The organism is Calothrix sp. NIES-2098, from assembly GCF_963875125.1.
Taxonomy (GTDB): Bacteria; Cyanobacteriota; Cyanobacteriia; order Cyanobacteriales; family Nostocaceae; genus Aulosira.
Genome location: NZ_CAWNKJ010000001.1, coordinates 2,550,625 through 2,576,436 on the forward strand (window position 1 = coordinate 2,550,625; position 25,812 = coordinate 2,576,436).

Consider the following 25,812-nt stretch of genomic DNA (forward strand, 5'->3'; position numbering starts at 1 on the left):
TTTGACTGATAGCTATGCAATCATAAAATTTTAATACCATGAAATCTACTCGTCTATGGTAGTTAAATTGGATAATAATTTAACTACTATCTTATTTTAAGAAATTCCAGTTCACAATAAATTTATGGATGATGAAGCCTGTGCCAAATATGACCTTTGTAGGCAGAATCCATAATTAGAGAATCCCGTAATTTTTACCAAATAAAATAACTTGCTTAATATTTAGAACACAGTTAGTAGGTTTTTAAATTTTGTCTAAATTTGTTTAATGAAAATTCGGTTATTTTTCTGTTCCCTATTCCCTTTTCAATCTGTGAGGAGAGTAATCATATGAGGCTAAAACGCCGCGATTTACTGGGTTTGGGTATATCAACAGCATCTTTAGCTGCTTGTAGTAAATTAACTAATTCTCCATCCAACACATCTAATAGTGCTACCCCTGTAGCAGCTAACACTGATGTGAGTTCCGCCAAACTGCGTCTAGGCTTTCAACCACCATACGTTGCTGTATATGCATTAAGAGAACAAAAGTTATTAGAGAAAGCTTTGGCAGAAAAATCAACTAGTGTTGAGTTTCGCCGGATGTTATCACTCAAACCAGTGACAGAAGCACTATCTGCTAGCGCTATAGATTTGGGTTTGGGTGGCACACCAGTAGCCGCAATTGCAGCAGGTCAACCTATTAAGATAATTGCTTTAGTTGAGCGTAGTCCCAAAACCCATGCTTTGTTAGTTCTACCTAATTCACCAATCAAAAAAATTGCTGATTTAAAAGGGAAAAAACTCGGTAATCCATCGGGTAAAAGCTACTATTTTGCAATTAGAGTATTAGAACGTGCAGGACTTAAAGATACTGATATAGAGTGGGTACAAATTGAGAATGATGCAGGCAGATCCGCATTATTATCAGGTGCAATTGATGTTTGGGGAACGTGGGACCCTTTTTATGCCAGTGCTGAAGTTGCGAAAGAAGTAGTACCCTTAGTTGATGGAGAAGGTTATCAGTTAAATTATGTAGCTTTGTTTGGGCGAACAGATTATCTAGAAAAGAATCCAGAGACTATACAGAAGTTTTTGCAAGCCTATAAACAAGCAATATCTTGGGCAAAAGATAACCGTCAAGCAGCAGTAGATATTTTGGTTAAAGAAAATAAGTTATCACCACAGGCGGTGGCTTTAACTTTAGGCCGTCGAAACCTTATATTTGAAGTTCCAAATGATGAGTATCGCCAAGAACTGAGCAATCAGTCTCAATTACTTACTCGTCTGGGATTGATCAAACAACAGCCAAATTGGGATCAAGCGATTGATACAACCTTGGCGAAAGCGATCGCATCCTAACTGAGATTTGAAGAAGGCAGATGGCATAATCAGGCAGAAGGACATAGCTACAAAATTAACGCGAAAAGTTTTAAATACCACCCCTTTAACCTTGAAATTATGTATTATTTCAGGGTTTTTCCTATTTTTTGGGTGAATATCAAAATTTAAATTTTCACAATCTTATATAGCTTGCGGTTCTCTTCGTACCCTATAGCAAGCATTCTGAGATTGTCAGGCTCTCAATTCAGCGGCTGTGGACTGCTTGCTTTTTTTAAAACCTTATGACATGATACTTAATATAAGTAAAGTACACTATCTCGATAAAGTTAGTGTATTTTAGCTCCACGACTAGCAATTCCTGATTTTGCTCACTATTCGTTGGATTGGTTTGATGAAAAAACCATTCATGCCTACTGTTTGATTTGAGAAACAATAGGCATGATGCATTGTCCTCTCAATTAGACTTGTCCGATTGAGCAAAAATTCTTTCCATCAGTTCATTACTTAATTACAACTATTTGTTGACCTTCAAAAAGTTAGTTTGGAGAATTTTGTATGGCAGCTATAGCATTAAGCGTATCTACTGTTAAGCCTTTGGGCGATCGCATTTTCATCAAGATTAGTGAGTCTGAAGAGAAAACAGCGGGAGGTATTCTTCTGCCTGATAGTGCTAAAGAAAAGCCACAGGTGGGTGAAATAGTTGCCGTCGGCCCTGGTAAACGCAACGATAACGGCACTATTCAAACTATAGATGTTGCTGTTGGCAATAAAGTTCTGTTCTCCAAATACTCAGGTACCGATATCAAGTTAGGTACAGAAGATTATGTTCTATTGTCTGAAAAGGACATCTTGGCAATTGTTTCATAGTTGATTGCCATTAGTTAACCTGCTCTACATTTAAACATTTGCACATTTTTCTTGGTGACTGCTGACAGTCAACAGTCAACAAAATTGATTCACTTACACAATATTTAGAGAGAACTGGGATCGCTATGGCTAAACGCATCATTTACAACGAAAATGCTCGTCGCGCCTTGGAAAAAGGAATTGACATTCTCGCTGAAGCAGTAGCAGTTACCCTCGGCCCTAAAGGTCGTAACGTTGTTTTAGAAAAGAAATTTGGCGCGCCGCAAATTGTTAATGATGGAGTCACCATCGCTAAAGAAATTGAATTGGAAGATCACGTTGAAAACACAGGTGTATCTCTAATTCGTCAAGCTGCTTCTAAAACTAACGATGCTGCTGGAGACGGTACTACAACTGCAACTGTTTTGGCTCACGCGATTGTCAAAGAAGGTTTGCGGAACGTAGCTGCTGGTGCGAATGCTATCGAACTCAAACGCGGTATCGACAAAGCCACAGGTTTTCTAGTAGAGAAAATCAAAGAACATGCGCGTCCTGTGGAAGATTCTAAAGCGATCGCGCAAGTTGCCGCAATCTCTGCCGGTAACGATGAAGTCGTAGGTGCTTTAATTGCTGAAGCCTTAGATAAAGTTGGTCGTGAAGGCGTTATTTCCCTAGAAGAAGGTAAGTCAGTCACCACCGAACTAGAAGTTACAGAAGGCTTGAACTTCGACAAGGGTTATATCTCTCCCTATTTTGCCACCGATGCCGAGCGCTTGGAAGCAGTATTCGATGAGCCTTTCCTGCTATTAACCGACAAGAAAATCGCATTAGTACAAGACCTCGTACCCGTACTTGAGCAAGTAGCGCGTGCTGGTCGTCCTTTGGTAATTATTGCCGAAGATATTGAAAAAGAAGCTTTAGCAACCCTAGTAGTTAACCGTTTGCGTGGTGTGCTGAATGTAGCAGCTGTTAAAGCACCTGGATTTGGCGATCGCCGCAAAGCTATCCTAGAAGACATTGCCATCCTCACTGGCGGACAGTTAATTACCGAAGACGCTGGTTTGAGACTAGATGCTACTAAACTCGATCAACTCGGCAAAGCTCGCCGCGTCACCATCACCAAAGATAGCACCACCCTCGTTGCAGAAGGTAACGAGCAAGCTGTAAAAGCACGAGTAGAGCAAATCCGCCGCCAAATCGAAGAAACCGAATCTTCCTACGATAAAGAGAAACTGCAAGAACGTTTAGCAAAACTCGCAGGTGGGGTTGCAGTCGTAAAAGTGGGTGCGGCTACAGAAACCGAACTCAAAGACCGCAAGCTACGTCTGGAAGACGCTATCAACGCCACTAAAGCTGCTGTGGAAGAGGGTATCGTTCCCGGTGGTGGTACAACACTGGCACATCTAGCACCTGGCTTGGAAGAATGGGCAAAGTCTAACCTAGTGAATGAAGAATTAACAGGCGCATTGATTGTATCTCGCGCACTGTCTGCACCTTTAAAGAGAATTGCTGAAAACGCCGGTCAAAACGGTGCAGTAATTGCAGAACGAGTCAAAGAAAAAGAATTCAACGTTGGTTACGACGCAACCACTGGCGAATTCGTAGATTTGTTTGCAGCTGGGATTGTCGATCCCGCCAAGGTTACCCGCTCCGCCGTGCAGAATGCTGCGTCAATTGCAGGTATGGTATTAACCACCGAAGCCATTGTAGTTGACAAGCCAGAACCCAAAGAAGCTACTCCTGCTGCACCCGGTGGCGGTGGCTTAGGTGGCGATTTCGATTACTAATCATCGGTAGTAACTGCAATAGGTTTTGGCTCTTTTGTAATCCTCAGGGGGCGATTGTCAGATATTGCGATCGCCTCTTTACTTACGATTTCTCTCCTTCCTCTCTTCCTTAGCGTACTTCGCGCCTTCGCGATTCGTTTTATTATCCATTAAATTTAATTTTGAAAACCTAATAATTAGGCTATCATATTATCTGAAATCTTATCTTTATCAATACTGTTTGAACTTGCTTGCCGACTTACGCAACCAAACAACACTTCGGTACACTCAGTGACCACATAAATTCGACCCCCCAGACTCATCTGCGGGGTTATTAATTTTGACCCTTCGACTTACGCTCAGGGTCAACGCCGAGCAAAGTCGAGGCGTTGAATTCCCCAAACAGGGTGCAACTACCAACAAGGAGGAAAAACAATTGCTCACAGTCGATAGCGAAACAGAACTTCAACTAACCGCCGATGTGCTGGTAATTGGTGGCGGGCCCGCCGCAGCATGGGCCGCATCAGCCGCCGCCGCCCAAGGTGTGAAAGTCATCATTGCAGATAAAGGTTTTCTGGGTACAAGCGGTGCAGCAGCAGCCAGTGGAAATGGCATCATGGCCCCTTCTCCAGAAAATTGGGACAAAGTTGTATCAGAACGTTACCGCATCGGAAATAACCTCGCTAACTTACGTTGGATTGAACGTGTCATTGAAAAAACTTGGCTAAGTTTGCCCCTAGTGGAAGATTGGGGCTATCGTTTCCCTAAAGAAAATGGGGAATCCGTGCGCCAAAGTTATTATGGCCCGGAATATATGCGGGTACTTCGCAAACACCTGTTGCGTGTGGGCGTGCAAATTCTCGACCAAAGCCCCGCTTTAGAACTGTTATTAGCTGAAGATGGCTCTGTAGCTGGTGCTAGAGGTGTACAGAGGCAAAATCATCGCACCTATACCGTTCGTGCTGGCGCAGTAGTTTTAGCAAATGGCGGTTGTGCATACTTGAGTAAAGCTTTAGGTTGTAATACCAATACAGGTGATGGACTGCTGATGGCTGTGGAAGCTGGCGGCGAACTCTCCAGTATGGAAGCTTCTAATCACTATGCCATCTCGACCGCTTTTAATGCCACGGTTACAAGGGGAGTTCCCTTTGGCTGGGCTAGTTACAGCGATGAAGCAGGTAACGATTTAGGCGGTTATATCAATGGTCGTCGCGATCCCGCATTCCTTCCCAACGCCCTCTTAAAAGGCCCTGTTTATGCTCGTTTGGATCGAGCCACACCTGAAGTTAAAGCCGTAATTGAAAAATCGCATTTCATCGCGTATCTACCTTATAAAAAAGCTGGTATTGACCCCTATACAGAACGAGTACCTGTAACACTAGTTTTAGAAGGTACAGTCCGGGGCACAGGTGGAATTCGGATTATCAATGATAGTTGCGGGACAAAAGTACCTGGACTATACGCTGCTGGTGATGCAGCATCGCGAGAATTTTTAGCTGGTTTAGCTTCTGGGGGTGGTGGCCCTAATGCTGCTTGGGCAATATCTACAGGACAATGGGCAGGAGAAGGTGCAGCCGCCTTTGCGAAAAGTTTGGGCGCTCATGCTCATGAAAGAGTTGTGTATCTTGCTGGACAAGCGGGAATGCGTTCTCAATCTACCACATCTGAAACATTCGATAGTCAAGCGATCGTGCGTGGTGTTCAAGCGGAGGTATTCCCCCTAGAGAAGAATTACCTGCGTTCTGAACAGAAACTTCTGGATTCTCTCGCCAAATTAGAAACTTTGTGGCAGCAAGTACAAGGGAATCCGAAACAAGATACCGTGCGCGATATCGAATTTTCTCGACGAGCTGCTGCGCTGACGGCTGTAGCAAGATGGGGATATTTTAGCGCTTTACATCGCAAAGAAACCCGCAGCGAACATATTCGCATAGACTATCCCGAAACCGATCCCAATCAGCGTTATTACCAAGCCACAGGCGGTTTAAATAAGCTGTGGGTAAGACGGGATTGGATTACAGATGAGACTACGACATCACCAGTATTAACAACTCAAACAACAGCCTCAGTATCATGATCGAGCTTGTCAGCCATCAACTCTGCATTAATTGCAATGTCTGCGTTCAAGTTTGCCCTACCAATGTCTTTGACGCAGTTCCTAACCAACCACCTGCGATCGCGCGTCAGGAAGACTGTCAAACTTGCTTTATGTGTGAAGCATACTGTCCAGCAGATGCACTCTATGTTGCACCCCAATCTCATACCAATGTTGCGGTCAACGAGGATGAGTTAATTGACAGTGGGATTATGGGTGAATATCGTCGCATCTTAGGTTGGGGATATGGCAGAAAAAACAATAGTGAATTAGACACTGCTCATAAATTACGCCAACTACCACGCCCTTATCAAAGTTAATTCGCTGTTGACGGTTGACTGTTAACTGTTAACCGTCAACAATTTGAAACGGAATAATTTCTTTTGTTATTTTTCATACATGAAGCATCTTTGTATCATTTTTGATTTAGATGGAACTTTAGTTGATAGCGAGAGGCTTTGTAACCAAGCATTTATCGATTTGCTACCTTTTATCAATGAATCAATTGACGGTCTGATTCTTAGATATCGTGGCAGAAAGTTGGCTTTAATTTTAGCGGATATAGAAATGAGGTATGGCGTAAAGCTGCCTATTGATTTTGAAGTAATATATCGTCAGAAAGTGAATGAATTATTTGAATTTTACTTGCAGCCAGTAACAGGTGTTCCAGAGATGCTCAAAAATCTGGACTATCCTGTTTGTGTGGCTTCGAGTGCGCCTATAGCCAAAATTAGTAAGGCTCTAAATGTCACAAATCTATCCCATTATTTTGGCGATAGCTTGTTTAGTTCTTATGAGGTAGGCTCGTGGAAACCCGACCCAGGTTTATTTTTATACGCAGCTAATAAAATGGGATTCCCGCCCGAATATTGTGTGGTCATTGAGGATAGCGATGTCGGAATTCAAGCTGCACATTCAGCCGGAATTTATGCTTTGAAATATTCAACAGAGGAGAAAGCAGAGACACAAAATAATGTGTTTTCTCATATGAAATATCTGGAAAAGCGGCTGGATAATATTTACGCGATGAAATGCGATCGCTCATAAAATAGCCCAGGATATGTAATAATTTAATGACTTTTGGTGACAGGGCATATCGAGAACCGTTGCCTGAATCAGGAATCCTTCTATTGCAATAGTCGATGAGTTGTCAGGCTATATCAATGTCAGCGAACAAAGTTCTTGACTTATTTTTGCTTAAGAGTTAGGTTATCAATATTGTCTTAAATCCGGTAAATCTATCAATATATAGTATGATACTAATTTAAAACAAGATAAACTTTTTTAAATTAGTGCAAATTCATGGCAATTTTTATTAATCAAAAATTGCTAATTTTTTGCATATTAATAGACTGATGAATATTTATCAGCAATATTGAGTCTGAATTTTGATTTCTTCTTGTTAACAGTCAACACCACTGTGTTAAGGAAAAGTTTTTTAGCGCTGTTATTGGTTATAGGAGTAGCAATGTCTACGGCGATTCCTCCCGCTTTTGCTGCTACCGCTAATCCCTGTCCCCCAGAAATGGTAATGATTCCTGGTGGAACATTTACGATGGGATCGGATAATTCCGGTTATATAGAAGAACTCTCAGCACAAGAAGTAAGAGTTAGTTCATTTTGTATCGATAAATACGAGGTGACAAATTCTCAATTTGCAGAGTTTGTCAAAGCGACGGGTTATGTCACAGTTGCAGAGCGTCCTTTATCAAAAGAACAGTTTCCCGACTTACCAGATGAGCAGAGATTACCCGGTTCTTTAGTGTTTGCAATAGTACAACCAGAAGCAAAACTACTGAATTGGTGGCATTGGCAAACTGGGGCGAATTGGCGACATCCATTTGGCGAAGAAAGCGGAATTGCCCATCAAGATAACTATCCCGTCGTTCATATTGCTTACGAAGATGCTGTAGCTTATGCCCATTGGGCAGGAAAATCACTACCTACAGAAGCCCAGTGGGAATACGCCGCCCATGGTGGGTTAGATGCTGCAACTTATGCTTGGGGCGATGAATACTCGGAGAAAAAAGCCAACACTTGGCAAGGAATCTTTCCCTTTTTCAATACTCAAAAAGATGGTTACACAGGTATTGCCCCCGTTGGTTCCTTTCCACCCAACGGTTATGGGCTTTATGACATGATCGGTAATGTTTGGGAATTAACATCTGATTGGTTTATGCCAGGACATAACCACAAAACCCACAGTGTTAATCCTACAGGCCCGGAACAAAGTTTTGACCCCAATAAACCCAGCGAACAAGCTCTACATGTAATTAAAGGTGGTTCTTATCTCTGTGCGCCTAACTATTGCAGCCGTTTCCGTCCCGCAGCGCGAGAATCTCAAGCGCCGGATACGGGAACAACTCATATCGGATTTCGCTTAGTAAAGAACCTGAGTACAGAAAGGATGAAGAATGAAGTTTAAATCTAAGCCCTGGAATTTATTTCCAAGAATAGCAAAGGCGATCGCTATATCATTATTGATAGTTTTGTTAACGATTAATAGCCCCGCCCTAGCTGCTACATCTGAGGTTTTACCTGTGCCCTTACCAGAGTTTAAGGGTAAAATCGGCCTCACCTATAAAGAATCACAACCAGACTTTCCCCAACCTATAGCCGCCCCCGCTAACGCCCCCAACGTCTTGTTAGTAATTCTAGATGATGTGGGTTTTGGACAAGCTAGTACCTTTGGCGGCCCTGTGGATACTCCCAACTTAACCCACCTAGCCGAAACAGGATTACGCTACAACCAGTTTCACACCACCGCCCTGTGTTCTCCTACCAGGGCAGCTTTGTTAACTGGACGCAATCATCATTCAGTGAATACAGGAGTAGTTGAAGAATTAGCTACAGGTTATCCTGGCTACACAACAGTTTTGCCTAAGAGTGCTGCTACTGTTGCCGAAATCCTGCGACAAAATGGCTATAACACAGCCGCTTTTGGTAAATGGCATAATACACCAGACTTTGAAACCAGCGCCGCCGGGCCTTTTGATCGATGGCCTACAGGGTTAGGATTTGAGTATTATTACGGCTTCCTTGGTGGTGATACTAACCAGTGGAGTCCGGCTTTAGTGGAAAATACTAAGCGTGTAGATAAACCCAACAAGCCAGATTATCACCTAACACCTGACTTAGTAGACCATGCGATCGCCTGGATTCGCAACCAACAATCTATTGCACCAGAAAAACCATTTTTCGCCTATCTCGCCACCGGCGCTACCCACGCACCCCACCACGCCCCTAAAGAGTGGATTGACAAATATAAAGGTAAATTTGACCAAGGTTGGGATAAATTACGCGAAGAAACCTTTGCCCTACAAAAGCAACAGGGTGTAATTCCCGCTAATGCTCAACTCACCCCCCGCCCTCAAGAATTGCCAGCTTGGGATTCCCTTTCAGCAGAACAGCAAAAACTCTATGCCCACATGGCAGAGGTATTTGCTGGATTTTTAGGTCATACAGATTATGAAGTCGGCAGGTTAATTAATGCTGTTGACCAACTGGGAGAACTGGATAACACCTTAGTCATATATGTTGTGGGAGATAACGGTGCTAGTGCCGAAGGTGGATTAACAGGTAGCGTCAACGAACTGCAAGTTTTCAATGGTGTACCCGAAAATCTCCAACAACTGCTAGCTGCTTATGATGACTTGGGTAGCCCCAAAACCTTCAACCATTTTCCAGCCGCTTGGGCATGGGCAGTCAATACTCCCTTTCAATGGACAAAGCAAATCGCCTCTCACTTTGGCGGTACTCGTAACCCCTTAGTAATTTCCTGGGGCGCAAATATCAAAGACCAAGGCAGCATTCGCAGTCAATTTCACCATGTAATTGATATTACACCCACAATTTTAGAAGTGGCGGGAATTACTGCTCCTAAACAAGTAAATGGTGTGAAGCAACAACCAATAGAAGGTACTAGCCTCGCATATACATTTAATAATCCTAATGCCTCTTCTCATCGGGAAACACAGTATTTTGAGATGCTGGGTAATCGAGCCATTTATGATGAAGGTTGGGTAGCTGCGGCGCGTCATGGTCGCTTACCTTGGGAGCGAACTGTCAAAGGTAGCTTTGATACAGATGAGTGGGAACTGTACAACATTGCCGAAGATTTCAGCGAGGCGAATAATCTAGCTAAGAAAAACCCAGAAAAGCTAGAAAAACTGCAAAAGTTGTTTTTAAAAGAAGCCAAGAAGCATAAAGTATTACCGCTAGACGATCGCATCGCTGAAAGATTTGATGTTAAAATTCGTCCCAGCCTCACCAGAGGACGCACAACATTCACCTACTATCCTGGTACAGTGGGCATTCCCGAAGGTAGCGCCCCTAATCTGAAAAATCGCTCCTTCACGATTACAGCTAATGTAGAAATTCCCGAAAACGGGGCAGAAGGTGTAATTTTAACCCAAGGTGGTCGCTTTGCTGGTTGGAGCTTTTTCCTTGAGGATGGTAAGCCTACTTATGTTTACAACTATGCCAATACTGCCCGCTATACCATTCAATCACCAGAAAAATTACCCTCTGGTAAATCTACAATCCGGTTCAACTTTGATTATGACGGTGGTGTAGGTGCAGGTGGCATTGGTAAATTATTCATCAACAATCAACAGGTAGCGGAAGGTCGAGTTGATAAAACCATCGCTTACCGTTTAGCCCTCGACGAAACCTTTGATGTCGGCAGAGATACAGGTACTCCTGTAGTTGACACTTACCAAGTACCTTTTAACTTCACTGGTAACTTACAACAAGTCAGCCTGGAGTTGAAGTAATTAAGATTTGATATGGGGCATGAAAATTAGAAAGCAGAGGAGAAATAACTATGCCCCATGCCCCATGCTCCATGCCCAACCACCCTATAAATCATGAATGAAATATTAGTAATAATCGACAAACTTGCACTATTCACATTCATTGTGTTCACTATGTTAGGTGCAGGTTTAGGTTTAACCATCAAACAAATTTGGGAACCACTCCGCAGCCCTAGACTGGTCATATTGTCTTTGCTGACCAATTTTATATTGGTGCCAAGTTTTGTTTATCTGCTAGTACAAATAGTACCTTTGAGTGAAGCATTAAAAGATGGTTTACTCATTATGGCATTAGCATCAGGCCCCCCAGCTTTGCCTAAACTTGCTCAAATAGTTAAGGGCAATATAGCCTTTTCTGTGGGATTAATGATGTTGTTGATGCTTGGCACTATTTTTTATATGCCATTAGTATTACCTTTAGTGGTGCAAGGTGTGCAAATCAATTCTTGGGATATTGGCAAACCTTTGTTATTGATGATGATTAGCCCGTTAGTCATTGGACTATTTATCAAAGCCAAATTTGCTGCGATCGCTCCTGTTATCCAGCCTATTTTCTTCAAGTTATCTAGTAGTGGATTATTGTTGGGTTTAGTCGTGAGATTAATAATTCACACCAACGATATTATTGGTTTATTAAAAACAGGCGCAATCTTTGTTTGTGCGGTATTTATTATCTTTTCCTTTAGCGTTGGTTATCTTTTAGGCGGGCCTGGCGTTGATACTCAAAGAGTGTTAGGGGTCGGAACAGCGCAACGCAATTTTGCCGCAGCATTATTAGTAGGGACAAGTAATTTTGACGACCCCAACGTGGTGAGCATCATTATGGTGACGAGTATATTAATGATGATGACAGTTTTGATTGTCGGGCCAAAGTTTATCGAATTAGACCAAGCACAGGATGGAGACATCAAACAGTTAGAGATATCAGGATAAATGTATTTTATTTAACAATCAAAGATCAAGAATATGCAAATAAAATTTTACTTTAAAATTGATTTTTAATAAAATTAATTAATAGAAATAGTCTTATATTTTAGAAAAATCCTTGGCGATCGCTCTTCAAAAGCAAAGGATAAATAATTATAAACTTATGATAAAATGCTAAATTTGAGGCAAAAATATGGGTAAAAATCAATTCGAGCTTGTGATTTTTGATTGTGATGGAGTTTTGGTTGATAGCGAACCAATCATTAATCGCGTTTTTGCAGAAACGCTCACTGAAGCTGGCTTTCCTATCACCTATGCAGAAGTAACTCAAAAATTTATTGGCAAGTCCTTAAAAACCTGTTTAGAGATTATCGAGACATCTTACAACAAACCATTGCCCAAAAACTTTATGGAACTTTGTAAAGAGCGAGAAATGGCTCCCTTAGAGAAAGAACTAAAACCAGTTCCAGGTATTATCGAAGTATTGGAGCAGATTACATTACCCAAATGTGTGGCATCAAATAGTAGCCATCGTCATATTCAAATGGTATTGAAATTAACGGGGCTTCTACATAAATTTGATGGCAAAATATATAGCGTTAATGATGTTTCACGCCCCAAACCTTTTCCGGATGTGTATCTCTATGCAGCCGAGCAAATGAATACTAATCCAGAATATTGTGCTGTAATTGAAGATTCTGTACCGGGCGTACAAGCAGCATCCGCAGCAGGAATGACTGTTTTTGGCTATGCCCATCACAGCGATGTCTCACGACAAGCCGCTGCGCGTCTACGCACTGCTCTTTTTGAGGCTGGAGCTAAGATAGTTTTTAACGATATGGGGCAGCTATCTCAACTCCTTTAGCTATTAAGCAACAAAGAATACAGTCTATTTTTTTGATTTTAAAATTTTCAGAGATTTTTTTTAATATAACTAGGTTTATCGATAAATTTAGTTAAATAAACAGGCTATAATATTTAGTCATTAGCTATTACAAAATCAGCTTTACCTTCAAACGCACTATTTGATAGGGCTGTAAGACAATTTAATACCTTTTAGCCCTATCTTTATAAAAAATCTCAGCAAATTTGCAACCGCTGAGTTTAGTTATTAATGTACTAGGTTTGCCTTACCACTTTTGATCGGGAACCCAGTTGTATTTTTTATCTTTGACATCGATTTTTTTGGGAATAACTTTGAGTTCGTAGAAGCTATCTGCCATATTTTGTAAGCCTGAGAGAACTTCATCAGTTACAGGTAATACTTTGCGATCGCCTCCGCGCTCCTCTACGATGTTCATTGTTGCTAAATCAACTTTGTAGAGTTTGGAAAGTAGTTTAGCTGAATCTTTGTAGTTACTTTTAGCCCAACTACCGGCTTTTTCCAATTCTTGCAAAATTATTTTCACAATATCTGGATGATCGCGGACAAAATCTGGACCAGCGTAATAAAATCCTGGGCTTTCTACAGCAGCTTTTTCGCCAAATACTGTAGTATTATCTGCCAACAAACGAGTACGCAGCTTACGTTCCGCCTCAGCAGTATAAGGGTCCCAGATTACCCATGCATCGAAATCGCCACGTTCAAAGGCTGGTAAAGCTTCAGCTGGTGTGAGATAGACAGGTTGAATATCTGTGTATTTCAAACCGACTTTTTCTAAAGCACGCACGATCATGTATTGCGAACTTGCACCTTTAGCAAAAGCGACTTTCTTACCTTTTAAATCAGCAAGAGTTTTAAGCGGTGAATTTTCTTTCACTAGGATGGCGGAACTTCTAGTACTACTTGTACTTGCAGCCACTCGCACAAAAGGTTTGTCAGCAGCTTGAGCAAAGACACTTCCCGTACCACCACCACCACCGAAAACAATTGCACCAACACCCATCCCTTCAAGTAAAGGTGCAGTCGAAGAAAATTCATTCCAGGTGACAGAAATACCTTGAGGTTGCAAACGCTTCTCTAGGCTACCTTGGGCTTTAAGGATATTCAGCAGCGCCATCCCTTTTTGATGCCCCATTTTCAACACTGTTAACTTGCTGGCTTGGGGTTTTTCTGCTGGTGCATTTGCTGAATTACTGGGGGCGCAAGATGCGATCGCAAAACTCAAGCCCAAACCGATGAAAAATAATAATGCAAATGAGCGAATTCCCGGTTGCTGAAAAGATTTCAACAACCTCCTCTGATTTATCCAACTAAAAAACTGATGTGGCCATTTCTTGAACATATATATTCCTTTGCTGACTGGCATATTGTGTGTATTTATTTATCGTTTTCTTAATTTTATTTGTTTAAAAAAATTATTAAAATATCAAGCTGTTTCTTGAGGTTATTAATATTAGGAAAATGATACTAATGATTCATCTGATAATTCTTGATTGAACTAACGTGAATCACTAGTTTCCATGTCACGTACTTTGGTTGAAGCGGAAAAATAAATGCTGAGTAAGTTGGTACGTTTACTCCCCTACATTCAAATTTCTTAATTTAGATGGGGGAATAATGCTTACTTTCTATTTAATAGAAGTAAGTTGAGGATTAGGAATATCTAGCAAGTAGGAAAGTACTTCTTTGCGCCATGCATCATATATTGGTTCAATACCTTGGCTATTAGAACCATTAAAGTTTTCTGCATCTTGCCAGCGTTGTTTGATATAAGCAGCACGTCGCTTTTGAATTTCTTCATCTAATTCTAATAATTGTGCAGCTAATTCAGCACGTTCATTAGACGAAGCTCGCTCAAATTTCTTACGCCACCAATTAGCAATTGTCACTCGATGAATTGCTTCATCATCACTAAATCTTTCGCTACTTTGTTGGGCTAATACTGCATCACCAATTGTTGATGTCAGCTTATTAAACCAAACTTGGGGCAAAATATGATGCTCATAATGCAGTTCCCAAGCAATAAATCCTAGCCAGTTACGATAGGGTACATCTTCGAGAAATTCCCAATGGCGTTCGGCTTCTTTACGAATATCGTCAATCGGATCGCGTCCAGTTAGAGCAATGACTCTTTCCCGAAAAGCGATCGCATGTGCGCCGTCGTCACCAATTTGTCTACTCAAAATTAAATGCAAATCTGGGTCGGGAATCAATAAGATTGCTTTACTTGCAGCTTGCACAATAGACAAATCGTGACCACCAGTAGCAGCCCAATATTTATAGAAATGCTCTTTTTCTGCTTCTGTAACTGGCGGACGGCTGGGATGTTCGCGAGTTAATGGTACGTGTGGCGCGTGCTGACTAAAGAGTTTTTCCAGGTTTTCTGTTTCAAACTCTACACTCCAGCTTCGAGTTAAAGTTGCAGCCATAATAGGTTCCTTGAGATATTTTAGATTCCGTCCTAATCGTCAATGCTGACAAGTTTGGGTAACTGAGAAACTGGAATATCGAAGAAGTAAGACAATACCTCTTGTCGCCAAGTATCATAAATTACACCTGTTCCCTCAACTTCAATCCCTAGCGCCCGACGGCTAACTTTTTCATGCTCTTTTAAATAGGGATTGCGACGGCGTTGGACTTCTTCGTCTGCTTCGATTACCTGGGCTGCTAACTCAGCTTTTTCTGTTGGCGAAGCTTTGTCAAATTTACGTAACCACCACTCTGCAACACCTGCACGGTGAAATGTTTCATCTGGGATGATTCTCGCTGTCGCAAAGCTAGAGGATTCTGGATCGTACAGCCTTGATAAACGGCGATTTAATGAGCCAATGGCAACAATATGATGTTCATAATGCAGTTCAAAAGCTAAAAAGCCTAACCAGCCTCGTCGGGGTATATCTCCCATAAAATCCCAATGCTTTTGCACTTGCTTTTGAATATCGTCAATAGGATCGTGACCAAATAATGCTTCTACACGGCGACGAGTATTTTCTGCATGTGCGCCATCATCACCTAATTGGCGACTTAAAAATAACTGCAATTCTGGATCGGGAATTTTATCGATAACGTTGGCGACAACTTGCACAATAAATAAATCATGGGCTGCACCACCAACGCGGAAATGGTAGAAATTTTCTAGTTCTTCGGCTGTAGCGATCGCTTTTGGCTCTTGCAAGCGCTTTTTCGGAATATGTGGTGCGTGTTTATCAATTAACCTATCAATTGTTTCATTTTCAAATTCAATTGTCCAAGCTGGACGAGTGATAATAGCAGTCATATTTTGCTCCTGTGTGTGAGTTGTTCACTGATGTAAAAGAGAGCCGATTAATCTGCCAATCTTGAATTTTTGTGACGCGAATTTATCAGTTGTAATTTCGCGTCTGTTCTTTGTCTGTTCGTGAAATTTAATGATGTGTTGCGCTATCTAAAATTTGTTGTCATCCACACATTTTTTGCAACTGTGAGATGGTCTTTGGCTCATAATTAGCTAGGGTTTAAGAAAATGGTGAGCCTAGTTGCTGAAATTGGCAATTTAATTCCTATAGCTAGGCTCAGACAAATTGAGAACCTTGGTAACCAGTCTGTGACAGTTAATCTTGAATTTTTCAAGCCACAAAATACGGTAAATTGACCAATAAACCGTAGTTTATAAATATGAGATTTGCATATATGGCGATAAAAAACAAGGGGTACTATTCTTAAGCTTGCTTCTTGAGGTGAACTGTGGTAGGTTCATATTGCACAAAATACAGTAGCTCGACTGATTTACCGTAGTTTAATAAAAAATGTTACTAACCTAGTTTAAAGAGTTGCTGTGCTAGATAATTTCCCACCTAAGTTTGGGTAAATAGTGATGAGCCAGAAGATTTGATTAACTCTGTGCGATCGCGTCTGTTAAAACATCTCACCAAATAATTCTGCTACTAGTTTGACGGTGTAGTCATCTGAATTGTCACGCCTAATATATCAGGCTGTTTCATGGCTGTATTTATTAAATAATCTTCTATTCATTAGGAATCGAGAATCATGGTGCAAACTTCCATCGTCCGCAATGGTACTCTCGTTAAACCACCAACCTTTACCTCCACAGAAGCAGAACGTCGTCATCGCAAAGAACGGTTAGCAGCAGCTTTACGTATTTTTGCCCATTTAGGTTTTGCTCAAGGATTAGGAGGACACATCACAGCCCGCGATCCGGAACTTACCGATCATTTTTGGGTTAATCCTTTTGGGATTCATTTCAGCCGCGTGCGCGTTTCTGATTTAATCTTGGTGAATGCTCAAGGTGAAGTTGTTCAAGGTAATGGCGCACTCAATCAAGCAGCATACGCTATTCACTCCCAAATTCACGAAGCCCGCCCAGATGTAGTAGCGGCGGCTCATGCTCATTCCTTCTATGGCAAAACTTGGTCAGCACTAGGTCGCTTAATCGATCCAATTACCCAAGATTCTGCTGTTTTCTACCAAGATCATGCTTTATTTGATGATTACAAAGGCATTGTGTTGGATACCAGCGAAGGAAAACGCATTGCTGAAGGATTAGGTAATAAAAAAGCGGCAATTCTCCGCAATCATGGATTATTAACCGTAGGACATACTGTAGACGAGGCGGCTTGGTGGTTCATCCGGCTAGAAGATGCGACTAAATCCCAGTTGCTAGCTGAATCCGTAGGTAAACCAATTCCTATTGAGCATGATCTGGCTTTGAGTATTCAACAACGCAATGGTACTCACGAATCAGGTTGGCGTGCATTCCAATATTTATGGGATGAAATTACCCGCGATCAACCAGATTTGTTGGATTGATTGGTAACACTACAAGTTTGGTTTGGGGAAAAGGTGTACCCCTGCGGGGAAGCAAGCTACGCGTAGCGTCTCCGCAGGAGAAAGGTTAAAGATTAAAGGTTTTTTCCCTTTCCCTTTTCCCCTTAACCGAAAGTATTGAGATTGATGGCGATTGAGAATTAGGGGCGCATTTTCAGGAGAATTTATCATGCCAGTTGAGTTTATTGGGTTAATCCGCACCAAACCTGCTTCGGAGTTAAATAGTGTGCCAGGTAGCTTGGCCGATGATATTATTGACCCCGCCTATGTGCGTGAGTTTGCCCAAGCTCATGAAAAAGGCGATTTTGATAAAGTACTAATCGGCTATAGCTCTAGTAGTCCTGATGGTTTTACCGTGGCTACCCATGCAGCTGCATTTACTGAGCGCTTAGGCTTTTTGATTGCTCATCGTCCAGGCTTTGTTGCACCAACTTTAGCAGCACGCAAAGCAGCTACCCTCGACCATTTCACCAATGGTCGGATTGCGGTACATATTATCACTGGCGGTAGTGATGCAGACCAGCAAAGAGATGGTGACTGGCTTGATCATGACAATCGCTATCGTCGTACAGATGAGTATTTAGAAATTGTCCGTCGTGTTTGGACAAGCGATACACCCTTCGATTACGAAGGAGAATTCTATCGTGTTAAAGATGCTTTCTCTGCTATCAAACCACTGCAAAAGCCTCATATTCCCCTTTACTTTGGCGGTGCATCCGGCCCAGCCGTAGAAGTAGGAGCCAAGCATAGTAATGTTTATGCATTGTGGGGTGAGCCTATAGCCGCAGTGAAAGAACGGATTGCTCAAGTTAAAGCTGCTTTACCTCCCGATCGCTCTATTCGCTTTAGTGTATCTCTGCGTCCTATTCTGGGTGTGACAGAAGAACAGGCTTGGGAAAGAGCCAGAAATATTTTAGGGCGAATTCAAGAACAACGGGGAGGTGTGAAAGTCGCGCCCCCAGCTAGACCACAGGCGGTAGGTTCGCAACGGTTACTGGATTTTGCAGCTAAAAGCGAGATTTATGATAAGCGTTTATGGACACCGATCGCAGCCGCTACTGGTGCCGCAGGTAACACAACTGCATTAGTGGGAACACCGGAACAAGTTGCAGAAGCTTTAGTTGATTACTATGACGCAGGTGTCACTACATTACTAATTCGGGGCTTCGATCCGCTACAAGATGCTATTGATTACGGACGGGAAGTCATTCCTTTAGTACGTGCAGAAGTAGCAAAACGAGAACGTCAAGCTGTTGGAGTTGGGAGATAAAAATTATGGTACAAACATCTACATCTACAAGAACTATTGAATTAATTACAGCTGATACTGCATTAGCAGCAGTCAAAGCAGGTTTAAAAGAAAGCCAAAATCTAGGCGCTAATGTATCGATAGCTGTTTACAACTCACTTTTAACTTTGGTAGCCTTTGCACATGGTGATGGCGCACCGCCTCACAGCGTAGAGACTAGCAAACGCAAAGCCCAAACAGCAGCTTCGATTCGTCGCCCTACAGGAAACTTTGCCGATCATCTGGCTGTGGCGTTACCTCTAGCTTCGGGGAATTTATTAACGAATCTCGGTGGAGGTTTACCTATTCGCTTTGGTGGTGTCCATGTAGGAGCCATTGGTGTTGGTGGCGGTACTGTTGAACAAGATATTGCGATCGCCAAAGCCGCGTTAAGTGCGATCGGTGCAGAACCAATAGATTAGTTATCTACCCCATTTGAGCGATGATTCTTAGCCATTACCCTGGTTCCATTGTCGGAAGCGATCGCTTTTTGGCTCCGACAGATTTCCCCGACAGCCCCCTCTCCCAAGCGTTGCAACAGCCTGTATTGTTGGGGTTATTTCTCCCCATCCAAGCAGGCGGTTGGAGTGCTTCCAGATTACCACGCACTACTGATTGGAGCTTTGAATACAACAAGGATCTGGTGCTAAAAACTGAGGCGCTGGGCTTTGATTTAGTCTTTGCACTATCACAATGGTTACCCAAAGGCGGCTATGGTGGTGTGTTCAATGGTCAAGCACTGGACTCTTTTGTGACTACAGCTGCACTCACCAGCGTGACACAGAAGATTATGCTGATCTCCACTATTCATGTATTGTACGGGCCGATTCATCCCTTACACTTAGCTAAATATGGCGCAACACTCGACCATATATCAGGGGGGCGCTGGGGTATTAACGTGGTGACTGGACACCGCGCTGTTGAACATGAAATGTTTGGTTGGAATCGGATTGAGCATGACCATCGTTATGAACTTGCAGCTGAGTTTATCGAAGTACTGCAACGTTTATGGGGTGATAACGAGAATTTCTCATTTGAGGGTAAGTCTTCGTGGAAACTCAATGGTGCTTATGTTACGCCTAAGCCGAAATATGGCCGTCCGGTGCTAGTCAATGCGACAGGCTCAGATGCGGGTATTTCCTTTGCTGCACGTTATTCTGATATTGTGTTTATTACTAGCCCCGCAGGTTCAGATTTTGAGAGTGCCATTGAAGCGTTACCCCCACATACTAAAAGAGTAAAGCAAGCTGCACGGGATATCGGGCGCGAAGTGCGGACACTCCTCAACCCAATGGTAATTAGCCGGGAAACTGAGCGCGAAACTTGGGAATATCACGATGCGATAGTCGCTCATGCTGACCCAGCAGCACCTTTAGGCTTTAGCAGATTTGATAGTGACGCACACGCTTGGAAAGGTCGCGTCGGTAGAGACGAACCAAAGCGTCGGGCTATTGGTGGTAACATCGAGGTCATTGGTACACCTGAGCAGGTAGTCGAGCAGTTTGTCCAGTTGAAAGAGGCTGGTATTGATGGCTTGCAGTTAAGCTTTTATGACTTTAAGCCTGATTTGGAATTTTTTGGCGATCGCATCCTCCCGCTCATGAAACAGGCAGGTCTCAGGTTATAAATTACCTATAAATTGACATTTACAACTGAAAATTTTACCTTGATTATCCTCATAGAAGTTAGTAATTTTTTTACTAGCCAATCAGGATGTTAATTGAATAATTATTTTTCTATTTAGTTTTTATAGAAAAATAATTGTCAAATTTTTACCATGTTTCTAAATGCTAAATAGAATTGATGATTTAAGCAAAAATATCTTGATTTTGATTAGTATATATGCAATTATAATTTTTAATACCATTAAATCTACTCGCTCATGGTAGTTAAATTACCTTCCAATTTAACTACCATCTTATTTAATGAATTGTCTTATAAACTTAATTGATAAATGATTAATCTGGCGTAAATAACAGCTTTTTATGCCTCATCTTTAATGAAAATATTTGCAAATTATTTTAACAAATAAAATAATTTCCTTAATATTACTTTACCACGGATAGTTATCCTGGAATTACTTTTGCGGAATCTTGACTGTAAAAGTAGTTCCCATACCTACCTCACTTTCTACAGAAATTTTTCCCTGATGCAATTCCACACACTTTTTAACTACAGCTAGTCCTAGTCCAGTCCCAACAATTTTACCCACATTCTCTGCACGATGAAAAGGTTCAAATAAATGCTGCTGAAAATCTGATGGTATACCTATACCAGAATCTTTAACTTGAAAAATGATTGTGTCTGATTCACAAATAAGGATTAACAATATATCTGCTTCTGCTGGCGAGTATTTGATGGCATTCGCAAGCAAATTACTGAGAATTGAGTACAGCAAATTCTCATCTAACTGAGCATGGGTACAGTTATTTTTTGTAATAAATTTAATTGGATGTTGTGGTTGATTACAAAATTGAATATCTTCAATTAAGTTAAGACAAAAGGCTTCTAAATCTAAAAGTTCTGAATGAAATTCTAGCTTACCAGCTTCTGCCCTAGTCAGAGTCAGAATATCGGTTAACAATTGGTTCATTGACCGAGCTGAAGATTGAATCCGATGTAAATTTTTAACTTTCTTTTCTTCTGTCCACTGCCGATCGCTTTGAGCTAATAATTGAGCCGAACCTAAAATAATACTCAAAGGGGTGCGAAATTCATGGGAAACCATTGAAAAAAAGCGCAGTTTCAGTTCGCTGAGTTCTTTTTCTTGAGCTAATGTCCGTTGCAAAGCTTCTGCTTTTTGACGCTTCACCAATTGTTGATAAAGCAAAGCGTAAACAGCCAACAAAATGGCAAAACTCAGGACTGTACCCAGGAATTCAATTAACATTCTGTTATGAATATTTTTCTGGGAATGTTTCACAGATATTTCTAGTAACTGTTCTTCTCTTGCTTGCAACTGAATCAGAGTTTGGCGAATTTCACCACGAGTTTGGTTAATTTTCGTAGCTTGCAGCGCAACGGTTGATTTGCCTAATTCCTGACGTTTAAGCGACTGTTGAGAAAGTTCTACTCTTTGAGCAATTAAGACTTTCAGCTTCATGAGTTGTTGCTGTTGAGAAGTATCATCAGCAAGTTGTTGTTGCAAATTTGTGACTTTGGCATCAAGACTTTGCATTGCCTGTTCATAACGTTTGAGTTCCGATCGCTCTCCAAACAGAATATACCCTCTACGTCCTGCTTCAGCATCGGTCAAGGTAGCAAAGATATCGATCAGGCTTTTCATTACTTCATGTGTATGCTTTACTTTATTGCTACTTGCAATTAACTGAGTAGCATTTTGGTAAGAAATCAAACTAACTATCCCCATGAGTAGCAAAGATAAACCAAAACCAGAAGCAATCCATTTCCTTTCCAGCGACCATTTCATAATGCTACCTTTAAATTCCCCTATTTTTACCCGATATCTGCCCCTTATTTATACAATTTACTGTTAGGCTAAAAATTGAATTAACCTCTTGTACACTATACATTCTTCAAACTATTTTAATTATTTAGTTTGGAGAATTTTAATTTTTCAGAACCTACGCAACTGGCACAGTGAGACTCTGGTGGCAATAAGAGTCAAGAGTTAAGGGTCAAAAAAATAGGTTTTTTGGACTTTTGAAATTTGACTCTGAACAAACCTAAACAAAGAAAATATGACACTTGTGTAAGTCATATTTTTAAATATTACAGGTTGTATAAGTTTCTGAGACAAATCCTCTATATTTAATATCTATTCGATAATTACCCGATTTCTAACCGATTTCTACCCAATTTTTTGATATATAAGCTGTAAAGTTAAACATAAAGAAAAACTCCTAAGACTATTTTATTGTTTGCTACACTCTTATGTCTCATTTTCCAGTTAATATTGCTAACCTTTTACGCGCCAAAATTTAGTTCTACTGGTGGTTATCAAAGAGGTGCTTATATAACCAGTTTCTTGAGGATATTACCAGCACAATCACCTCATTATGTAGTTTTAGCATTGGTAGATGAAGCCCAAGGCGCAAATGCTGATGGTGGTACTGTTGGTGCACCAATTGTAAAATCTGCGATCGAAGCATTAATTCCAGTTAAGCAGATTCCGCCTAGTCAACTATTCCATTAGATATATGACATTGGGAATATTGCTTTGGCGATCGCTCTTAATTTATCTTAAAACTTAGGACGCTAAATTATTTTGTCACGCAACTACCAACAATAAGGAAATTAAAATTTTCAATAACTAATTCCTTAATTCAATTATTTATAAATCAACTTGGTATTATCCAAGTTTTTATTTGGGTTACATTTACAAGTGAGGAAGTGAAATTACTATGTCTTCGTCTAAAATTCTTGATAAGAATCCATCACAAATTCAAACTTTACCCAGTGTTGAATTTTGGAAAGAAGTCGGTCAAGTAACTGGTGGTACGCTCCTATCAATTATGTTGTTATCAACTGCTGCTATATCTGGCGGCTTAGTTGGTTTAGCTATTAGTTTTCGAGATTTACCAGATGTGAGGCAATTACGCAACTTTTTTCCCACAGAAACAACTTATATTTATGATATTCAAGGCAAGCTTTTAGCACGCATACACGGTGAAGCCAATCGACAAGTAGTGCCTTTAGATGCAATTTCTCCCAATTTAAAACGAGCTGTATTAGCTAGCGAAGATAGTAATTTCTTCGAGCATCATGGTATTAATCCTGTGGGGATTGGACGTGCTGCAATAACTAACTTCGTAGCTGGTGGTGTCCGAGAAGGTGGTTCGACAATCACCATGCAGTTAGTAAAAAATCTATTTTTATCCCAGAAGCGTGCTGTTACCAGAAAAATTGCCGAAGCAGTATTAGCAATTAGGTTAGAGCAAGTTATTAATAAAGACCAAATTTTAGAGATGTATCTCAACCAAGTTTACTGGGGACACAATAATTATGGTGTACAAACAGCCGCACGCACTTACTTTAACAAATCAGCCGCAAATTTGACTCTGGCTGAATCAGCAATGATGGCAGGTTTAATTCCAGCGCCAGAAGAATATAGCCCGTTTGTGAATATGAAATTGGCTAAACAAAAACAGAAAGAAGTACTGGGGCGGATGTTGGAATTAAATTGGATTAGCCAGCAAGAATATAATGATGCTCTCAATCAAAAAATCAAACTTGGTAAAATCAAATCTTTTCAAGGTAGTGCTTTGCCTTATGTTACCAATACCGTAGCCCAGGAAATAATTAAAAAGTTTGGGCGTGAAGCATTACTCAAAGCTGGAATGCGGGTACAAACTACAGTAGACACCAACTTTCAATTAATGGCAGAAGACACTATTAAGAAGTGGCATCGAACCCTTGAGAGTGAAGGGATATATAAAAATCAAATGGCTTTAGTAGCTATCGATCCGCGCACGCATTTTGTTAAAGCACTAGTGGGTGGTATTGATGCCAAAACTAGCGAATTCAACCGCGCCACACAAGCACAGCGTCAGCCTGGATCTTCTTTTAAGCCGTTTGTTTACTACACCGCTTTTGCAAGTGGGAAATTCACACCCAATTCCACGATACTAGATACCCCAGTCAGTTATCGAGATGGTAGCGGTTGGTATTATCCACGCAACTATGATAATAGCTTTATGGGAGCAATATCGATTCGTACTGCCGTTGCTCTATCTCGTAATATTCCGGCAATCAAGATTGGTAAAGCTGTAGGGATGGATAAAGTCATTGAAACTTGCCGTACCTTAGGAATTATGAGTCCAATGGTGCCAGTAAGTTCTCTGCCATTGGGTGCAATTGGTGTGACACCACTAGAAATGGCTAGTGCTTATGCAACTTTTGCTAATTATGGCTGGCAATCACCAGCAACGATTATTGCTCGTGTGACTGATAGTAGTGGTAATGTGTTGCTAGATAATACTCCAAAACCACAACTAGTTCTTGACCCTTGGGCATCAGCCGCCACTTTAGATGTGATGCAATCGGTAGTGAACGAGGGAACTGGTAGAGGTGCAGCTATCGGTCGTCCAGTCGCCGGCAAAACTGGTACAACTTCTTCAGAAAAGGATATTTGGTTTATTGGCACTGTACCACAGTTAACTACTGCTATCTGGGTAGGGAGGGATGACAACCGACAATTAGCTCACAGCGCAACAGGTGGTGGGACAGTGGCTCCTGTCTGGCGTGATTTTATGCAGAAGGCACTTAAGGATGTACCAGTAGAAAGATTCCAGCCACCTTCTAAGTTTCCTCGTCCTAAATCTAATTGAAAATATTAAGGTGAGGTTAGGTATCAATCAATATTTGAGAAATGCGGATTTTGGTAGTCGAAGATGACGTGCAATTAGCAGAAATGCTAGTGGAAGCCCTCACAGACCGTCAATATGTGGTGGATGTAGCCCAAGACGGTGAAGAAGCATGGGATTTTATTAAGGGGTTGGAATATGACCTAGTGGTGCTAGACATAACCTTACCTAAATTAGACGGTGTAAGTTTTTGTCAACGCTTGCGATCGCATCACCACAGCCTACCAGTCCTGATGTTAACAGCACGCGATACCCTGGCTGATAAAGTTACCGGCTTAGATGCCGGGGCAGATGACTATATGGTAAAGCCTTTTGAAATGCCAGAATTAATGGCTCGCATTCGCGCACTGTTACGCCGCAATCAAAGCGCTACATCTTTTTCAGGCTTGAGTTGGGGCGATTTGCATTTAAATTCCAGCACTTATGAAGTCACCTATGCTGAACAACCCCTACACCTCACACCCAAAGAATTTGCCCTTTTAGAACTTATGGTTTCTAGCGGTCGGCGGGTACTCAGCCGCACCGGAATTATTGAACGCATCTGGTCACTGAACGATCCACCTAGTGAAGAAACTGTGAAATCTCACATTAAGAGTCTCAGAAATAAACTCCGAGAAATAGGTGCTCCTGACGATTTTATTGAAACCGTTCATGGACTAGGCTATCGCTTAAAGCAGATTTAGGAAATACCCGATTTCTACCTGATATTTACCCGTTAGC

At 41.4% G+C, this 25,812-nt stretch carries 21 protein-coding genes and 1 pseudogene; 17 read left to right on the forward strand and 5 right to left on the reverse strand.

All coding sequences use genetic code 11. The annotated features are described in order from the left end of the window. Nucleotides 1-330: 330 nt before the first annotated feature. The 10 genes from AACU33_RS10745 (at nucleotide 331) to AACU33_RS10790 (ending at nucleotide 12,636) form a co-directional block, all read left to right on the forward strand. Nucleotides 331-1,341 (forward strand): ABC transporter substrate-binding protein, encoded by a 1,011-nt coding sequence (locus AACU33_RS10745; protein ID WP_096588493.1) that lies wholly within the window; start codon nucleotides 331-333, stop codon nucleotides 1,339-1,341. A gap of 537 nt (nucleotides 1,342-1,878) precedes the next feature. Next, the gene (gene groES, locus AACU33_RS10750; RefSeq protein WP_096588494.1) at nucleotides 1,879-2,190 is read left to right on the forward strand and encodes a co-chaperone GroES; all 312 of its coding nucleotides are present in this window, start codon (nucleotides 1,879-1,881) and stop codon (nucleotides 2,188-2,190) included. A 125-nt stretch (nucleotides 2,191-2,315) separates the two neighbouring features. Next, entirely contained in the window at nucleotides 2,316-3,956 is a 1,641-nt protein-coding gene (groL, locus tag AACU33_RS10755) for a chaperonin GroEL (protein WP_096588495.1), read from the forward strand. 319 nt (nucleotides 3,957-4,275) lie between these two features. After that, nucleotides 4,276-6,012: an FAD-binding protein gene (locus AACU33_RS10760; RefSeq protein WP_339375914.1), complete on the forward strand. Its 1,737-nt coding sequence runs from the start codon at nucleotides 4,276-4,278 to the stop codon at nucleotides 6,010-6,012. Further along, entirely contained in the window at nucleotides 6,009-6,350 is a 342-nt protein-coding gene (locus AACU33_RS10765) for a 4Fe-4S binding protein (RefSeq protein WP_096588497.1), read from the forward strand. The genes AACU33_RS10760 and AACU33_RS10765 overlap by 4 nt, the downstream gene beginning before the upstream one ends. A gap of 79 nt (nucleotides 6,351-6,429) precedes the next feature. Beyond that, on the forward strand, nucleotides 6,430-7,077 hold the full coding sequence (locus AACU33_RS10770; RefSeq protein WP_096588498.1) for an HAD-IA family hydrolase: 648 nt from the start codon (nucleotides 6,430-6,432) through the stop codon (nucleotides 7,075-7,077). Between the two features lie 421 nt (nucleotides 7,078-7,498). Beyond that, nucleotides 7,499-8,455, forward strand: coding sequence for a formylglycine-generating enzyme family protein (locus AACU33_RS10775; protein WP_096588499.1), 957 nt, complete (start codon nucleotides 7,499-7,501; stop codon nucleotides 8,453-8,455). After that, complete coding sequence (locus AACU33_RS10780) at nucleotides 8,445-10,805, forward strand: arylsulfatase (protein ID WP_096588500.1); 2,361 nt, start codon at nucleotides 8,445-8,447, stop codon at nucleotides 10,803-10,805. The genes AACU33_RS10775 and AACU33_RS10780 overlap by 11 nt, the downstream gene beginning before the upstream one ends. A 93-nt stretch (nucleotides 10,806-10,898) precedes the next feature. Beyond that, entirely contained in the window at nucleotides 10,899-11,777 is an 879-nt protein-coding gene (locus AACU33_RS10785; protein WP_096588501.1) for a bile acid:sodium symporter, read from the forward strand. A 187-nt stretch (nucleotides 11,778-11,964) separates the two neighbouring features. Then, nucleotides 11,965-12,636, forward strand: a complete 672-nt coding sequence (locus tag AACU33_RS10790) for an HAD family hydrolase (RefSeq protein ID WP_096588502.1) — start codon at nucleotides 11,965-11,967, stop codon at nucleotides 12,634-12,636. Nucleotides 12,637-12,901: 265 nt separating this feature from the next. Here the strand turns inward: AACU33_RS10790 and AACU33_RS10795 are convergent, their stop codons facing one another. The 3 genes from AACU33_RS10795 to AACU33_RS10805 form a co-directional block, all read right to left on the reverse strand. Then, on the reverse strand, nucleotides 12,902-13,942 hold the full coding sequence (locus AACU33_RS10795) for an aliphatic sulfonate ABC transporter substrate-binding protein (RefSeq protein ID WP_339375915.1): 1,041 nt from the start codon (nucleotides 13,940-13,942) through the stop codon (nucleotides 12,902-12,904). Nucleotides 13,943-14,282: 340 nt separating this feature from the next. Continuing rightward, on the reverse strand, nucleotides 14,283-15,083 hold the full coding sequence (locus tag AACU33_RS10800; protein ID WP_096588504.1) for a hypothetical protein: 801 nt from the start codon (nucleotides 15,081-15,083) through the stop codon (nucleotides 14,283-14,285). 32 nt (nucleotides 15,084-15,115) lie between these two features. Further along, nucleotides 15,116-15,931, reverse strand: coding sequence for a hypothetical protein (locus AACU33_RS10805; RefSeq protein WP_096588505.1), 816 nt, complete (start codon nucleotides 15,929-15,931; stop codon nucleotides 15,116-15,118). 749 nt (nucleotides 15,932-16,680) lie between these two features. On the opposite strand from AACU33_RS10805, the gene AACU33_RS10810 reads away from it, so the two are divergent. Beyond that, nucleotides 16,681-17,460, forward strand: a complete 780-nt coding sequence (locus AACU33_RS10810) for a class II aldolase/adducin family protein (protein ID WP_096588506.1) — start codon at nucleotides 16,681-16,683, stop codon at nucleotides 17,458-17,460. A 9-nt stretch (nucleotides 17,461-17,469) separates the two neighbouring features. Here AACU33_RS10810 and AACU33_RS10815 read toward each other — a convergent pair whose 3' ends face one another. Next, on the reverse strand, nucleotides 17,470-17,649 hold the full coding sequence (locus AACU33_RS10815; protein WP_339375916.1) for a hypothetical protein: 180 nt from the start codon (nucleotides 17,647-17,649) through the stop codon (nucleotides 17,470-17,472). Here AACU33_RS10815 and AACU33_RS10820 point away from each other — a divergent pair. The 3 genes from AACU33_RS10820 to AACU33_RS10830 are packed head-to-tail and all read left to right on the forward strand — an operon-like array spanning nucleotide 17,648 to nucleotide 20,393. Next, nucleotides 17,648-18,748 carry an LLM class flavin-dependent oxidoreductase gene (locus AACU33_RS10820; protein ID WP_096588507.1) on the forward strand — a complete coding sequence of 367 codons (1,101 nt, stop codon included), beginning with the start codon at nucleotides 17,648-17,650 and terminating at the stop codon, nucleotides 18,746-18,748. The two genes, AACU33_RS10815 and AACU33_RS10820, sit on opposite strands and share 2 nt — an antisense overlap. Nucleotides 18,749-18,753: 5 nt before the next feature. Then, complete coding sequence (locus AACU33_RS10825) at nucleotides 18,754-19,188, forward strand: GlcG/HbpS family heme-binding protein (protein ID WP_096588508.1); 435 nt, start codon at nucleotides 18,754-18,756, stop codon at nucleotides 19,186-19,188. Nucleotides 19,189-19,208: 20 nt separating this feature from the next. Then, nucleotides 19,209-20,393, forward strand: coding sequence for an LLM class flavin-dependent oxidoreductase (locus AACU33_RS10830; protein WP_096588509.1), 1,185 nt, complete (start codon nucleotides 19,209-19,211; stop codon nucleotides 20,391-20,393). A gap of 450 nt (nucleotides 20,394-20,843) precedes the next feature. Here the strand turns inward: AACU33_RS10830 and AACU33_RS10835 are convergent, their stop codons facing one another. Further along, nucleotides 20,844-22,196: a sensor histidine kinase gene (locus AACU33_RS10835; protein ID WP_096588510.1), complete on the reverse strand. Its 1,353-nt coding sequence runs from the start codon at nucleotides 22,194-22,196 to the stop codon at nucleotides 20,844-20,846. A gap of 501 nt (nucleotides 22,197-22,697) precedes the next feature. Between AACU33_RS10835 and AACU33_RS10840 the strand changes: the two are divergent. The 3 genes and pseudogenes from AACU33_RS10840 to AACU33_RS10850 form a co-directional block, all read left to right on the forward strand. Further along, a pseudogene (locus AACU33_RS10840) lies at nucleotides 22,698-22,922 on the forward strand (penicillin-binding protein 2); the annotation flags it as partial. 208 nt (nucleotides 22,923-23,130) lie between these two features. After that, nucleotides 23,131-25,056: a transglycosylase domain-containing protein gene (locus AACU33_RS10845; RefSeq protein ID WP_096588512.1), complete on the forward strand. Its 1,926-nt coding sequence runs from the start codon at nucleotides 23,131-23,133 to the stop codon at nucleotides 25,054-25,056. A 41-nt stretch (nucleotides 25,057-25,097) separates the two neighbouring features. Beyond that, complete coding sequence (locus AACU33_RS10850) at nucleotides 25,098-25,775, forward strand: response regulator transcription factor (protein ID WP_096588513.1); 678 nt, start codon at nucleotides 25,098-25,100, stop codon at nucleotides 25,773-25,775. Nucleotides 25,776-25,812 lie beyond the last annotated feature (37 nt).

Bases quoted from the DNA above. Each gene is read 5' to 3' on its own strand.
- AACU33_RS10825 (WP_096588508.1), top strand. From the start codon at position 18,754: ATGGTACAAACATCTACATCTACAAGAACTATTGAATTAATTACAGCT.
- AACU33_RS10845 (WP_096588512.1), top strand. From the start codon at position 23,131: ATGTCTTCGTCTAAAATTCTTGATAAGAATCCATCACAAATTCAAACT.
- AACU33_RS10780 (WP_096588500.1), top strand. From the start codon at position 8,445: ATGAAGTTTAAATCTAAGCCCTGGAATTTATTTCCAAGAATAGCAAAG.
- AACU33_RS10815 (WP_339375916.1), bottom strand. From the start codon at position 17,649: ATGATAAATTCTCCTGAAAATGCGCCCCTAATTCTCAATCGCCATCAA.
- AACU33_RS10830 (WP_096588509.1), top strand. From the start codon at position 19,209: ATGATTCTTAGCCATTACCCTGGTTCCATTGTCGGAAGCGATCGCTTT.
- AACU33_RS10765 (WP_096588497.1), top strand. From the start codon at position 6,009: ATGATCGAGCTTGTCAGCCATCAACTCTGCATTAATTGCAATGTCTGC.
- AACU33_RS10775 (WP_096588499.1), top strand. From the start codon at position 7,499: ATGTCTACGGCGATTCCTCCCGCTTTTGCTGCTACCGCTAATCCCTGT.
- AACU33_RS10820 (WP_096588507.1), top strand. From the start codon at position 17,648: ATGCCAGTTGAGTTTATTGGGTTAATCCGCACCAAACCTGCTTCGGAG.
- AACU33_RS10800 (WP_096588504.1), bottom strand. From the start codon at position 15,083: ATGGCTGCAACTTTAACTCGAAGCTGGAGTGTAGAGTTTGAAACAGAA.
- AACU33_RS10745 (WP_096588493.1), top strand. From the start codon at position 331: ATGAGGCTAAAACGCCGCGATTTACTGGGTTTGGGTATATCAACAGCA.
- AACU33_RS10805 (WP_096588505.1), bottom strand. From the start codon at position 15,931: ATGACTGCTATTATCACTCGTCCAGCTTGGACAATTGAATTTGAAAAT.
- groES (WP_096588494.1), top strand. From the start codon at position 1,879: ATGGCAGCTATAGCATTAAGCGTATCTACTGTTAAGCCTTTGGGCGAT.
- AACU33_RS10770 (WP_096588498.1), top strand. From the start codon at position 6,430: ATGAAGCATCTTTGTATCATTTTTGATTTAGATGGAACTTTAGTTGAT.
- AACU33_RS10850 (WP_096588513.1), top strand. From the start codon at position 25,098: ATGCGGATTTTGGTAGTCGAAGATGACGTGCAATTAGCAGAAATGCTA.
- groL (WP_096588495.1), top strand. From the start codon at position 2,316: ATGGCTAAACGCATCATTTACAACGAAAATGCTCGTCGCGCCTTGGAA.
- AACU33_RS10835 (WP_096588510.1), bottom strand. From the start codon at position 22,196: ATGAAATGGTCGCTGGAAAGGAAATGGATTGCTTCTGGTTTTGGTTTA.
- AACU33_RS10810 (WP_096588506.1), top strand. From the start codon at position 16,681: ATGGTGCAAACTTCCATCGTCCGCAATGGTACTCTCGTTAAACCACCA.
- AACU33_RS10785 (WP_096588501.1), top strand. From the start codon at position 10,899: ATGAATGAAATATTAGTAATAATCGACAAACTTGCACTATTCACATTC.
- AACU33_RS10790 (WP_096588502.1), top strand. From the start codon at position 11,965: ATGGGTAAAAATCAATTCGAGCTTGTGATTTTTGATTGTGATGGAGTT.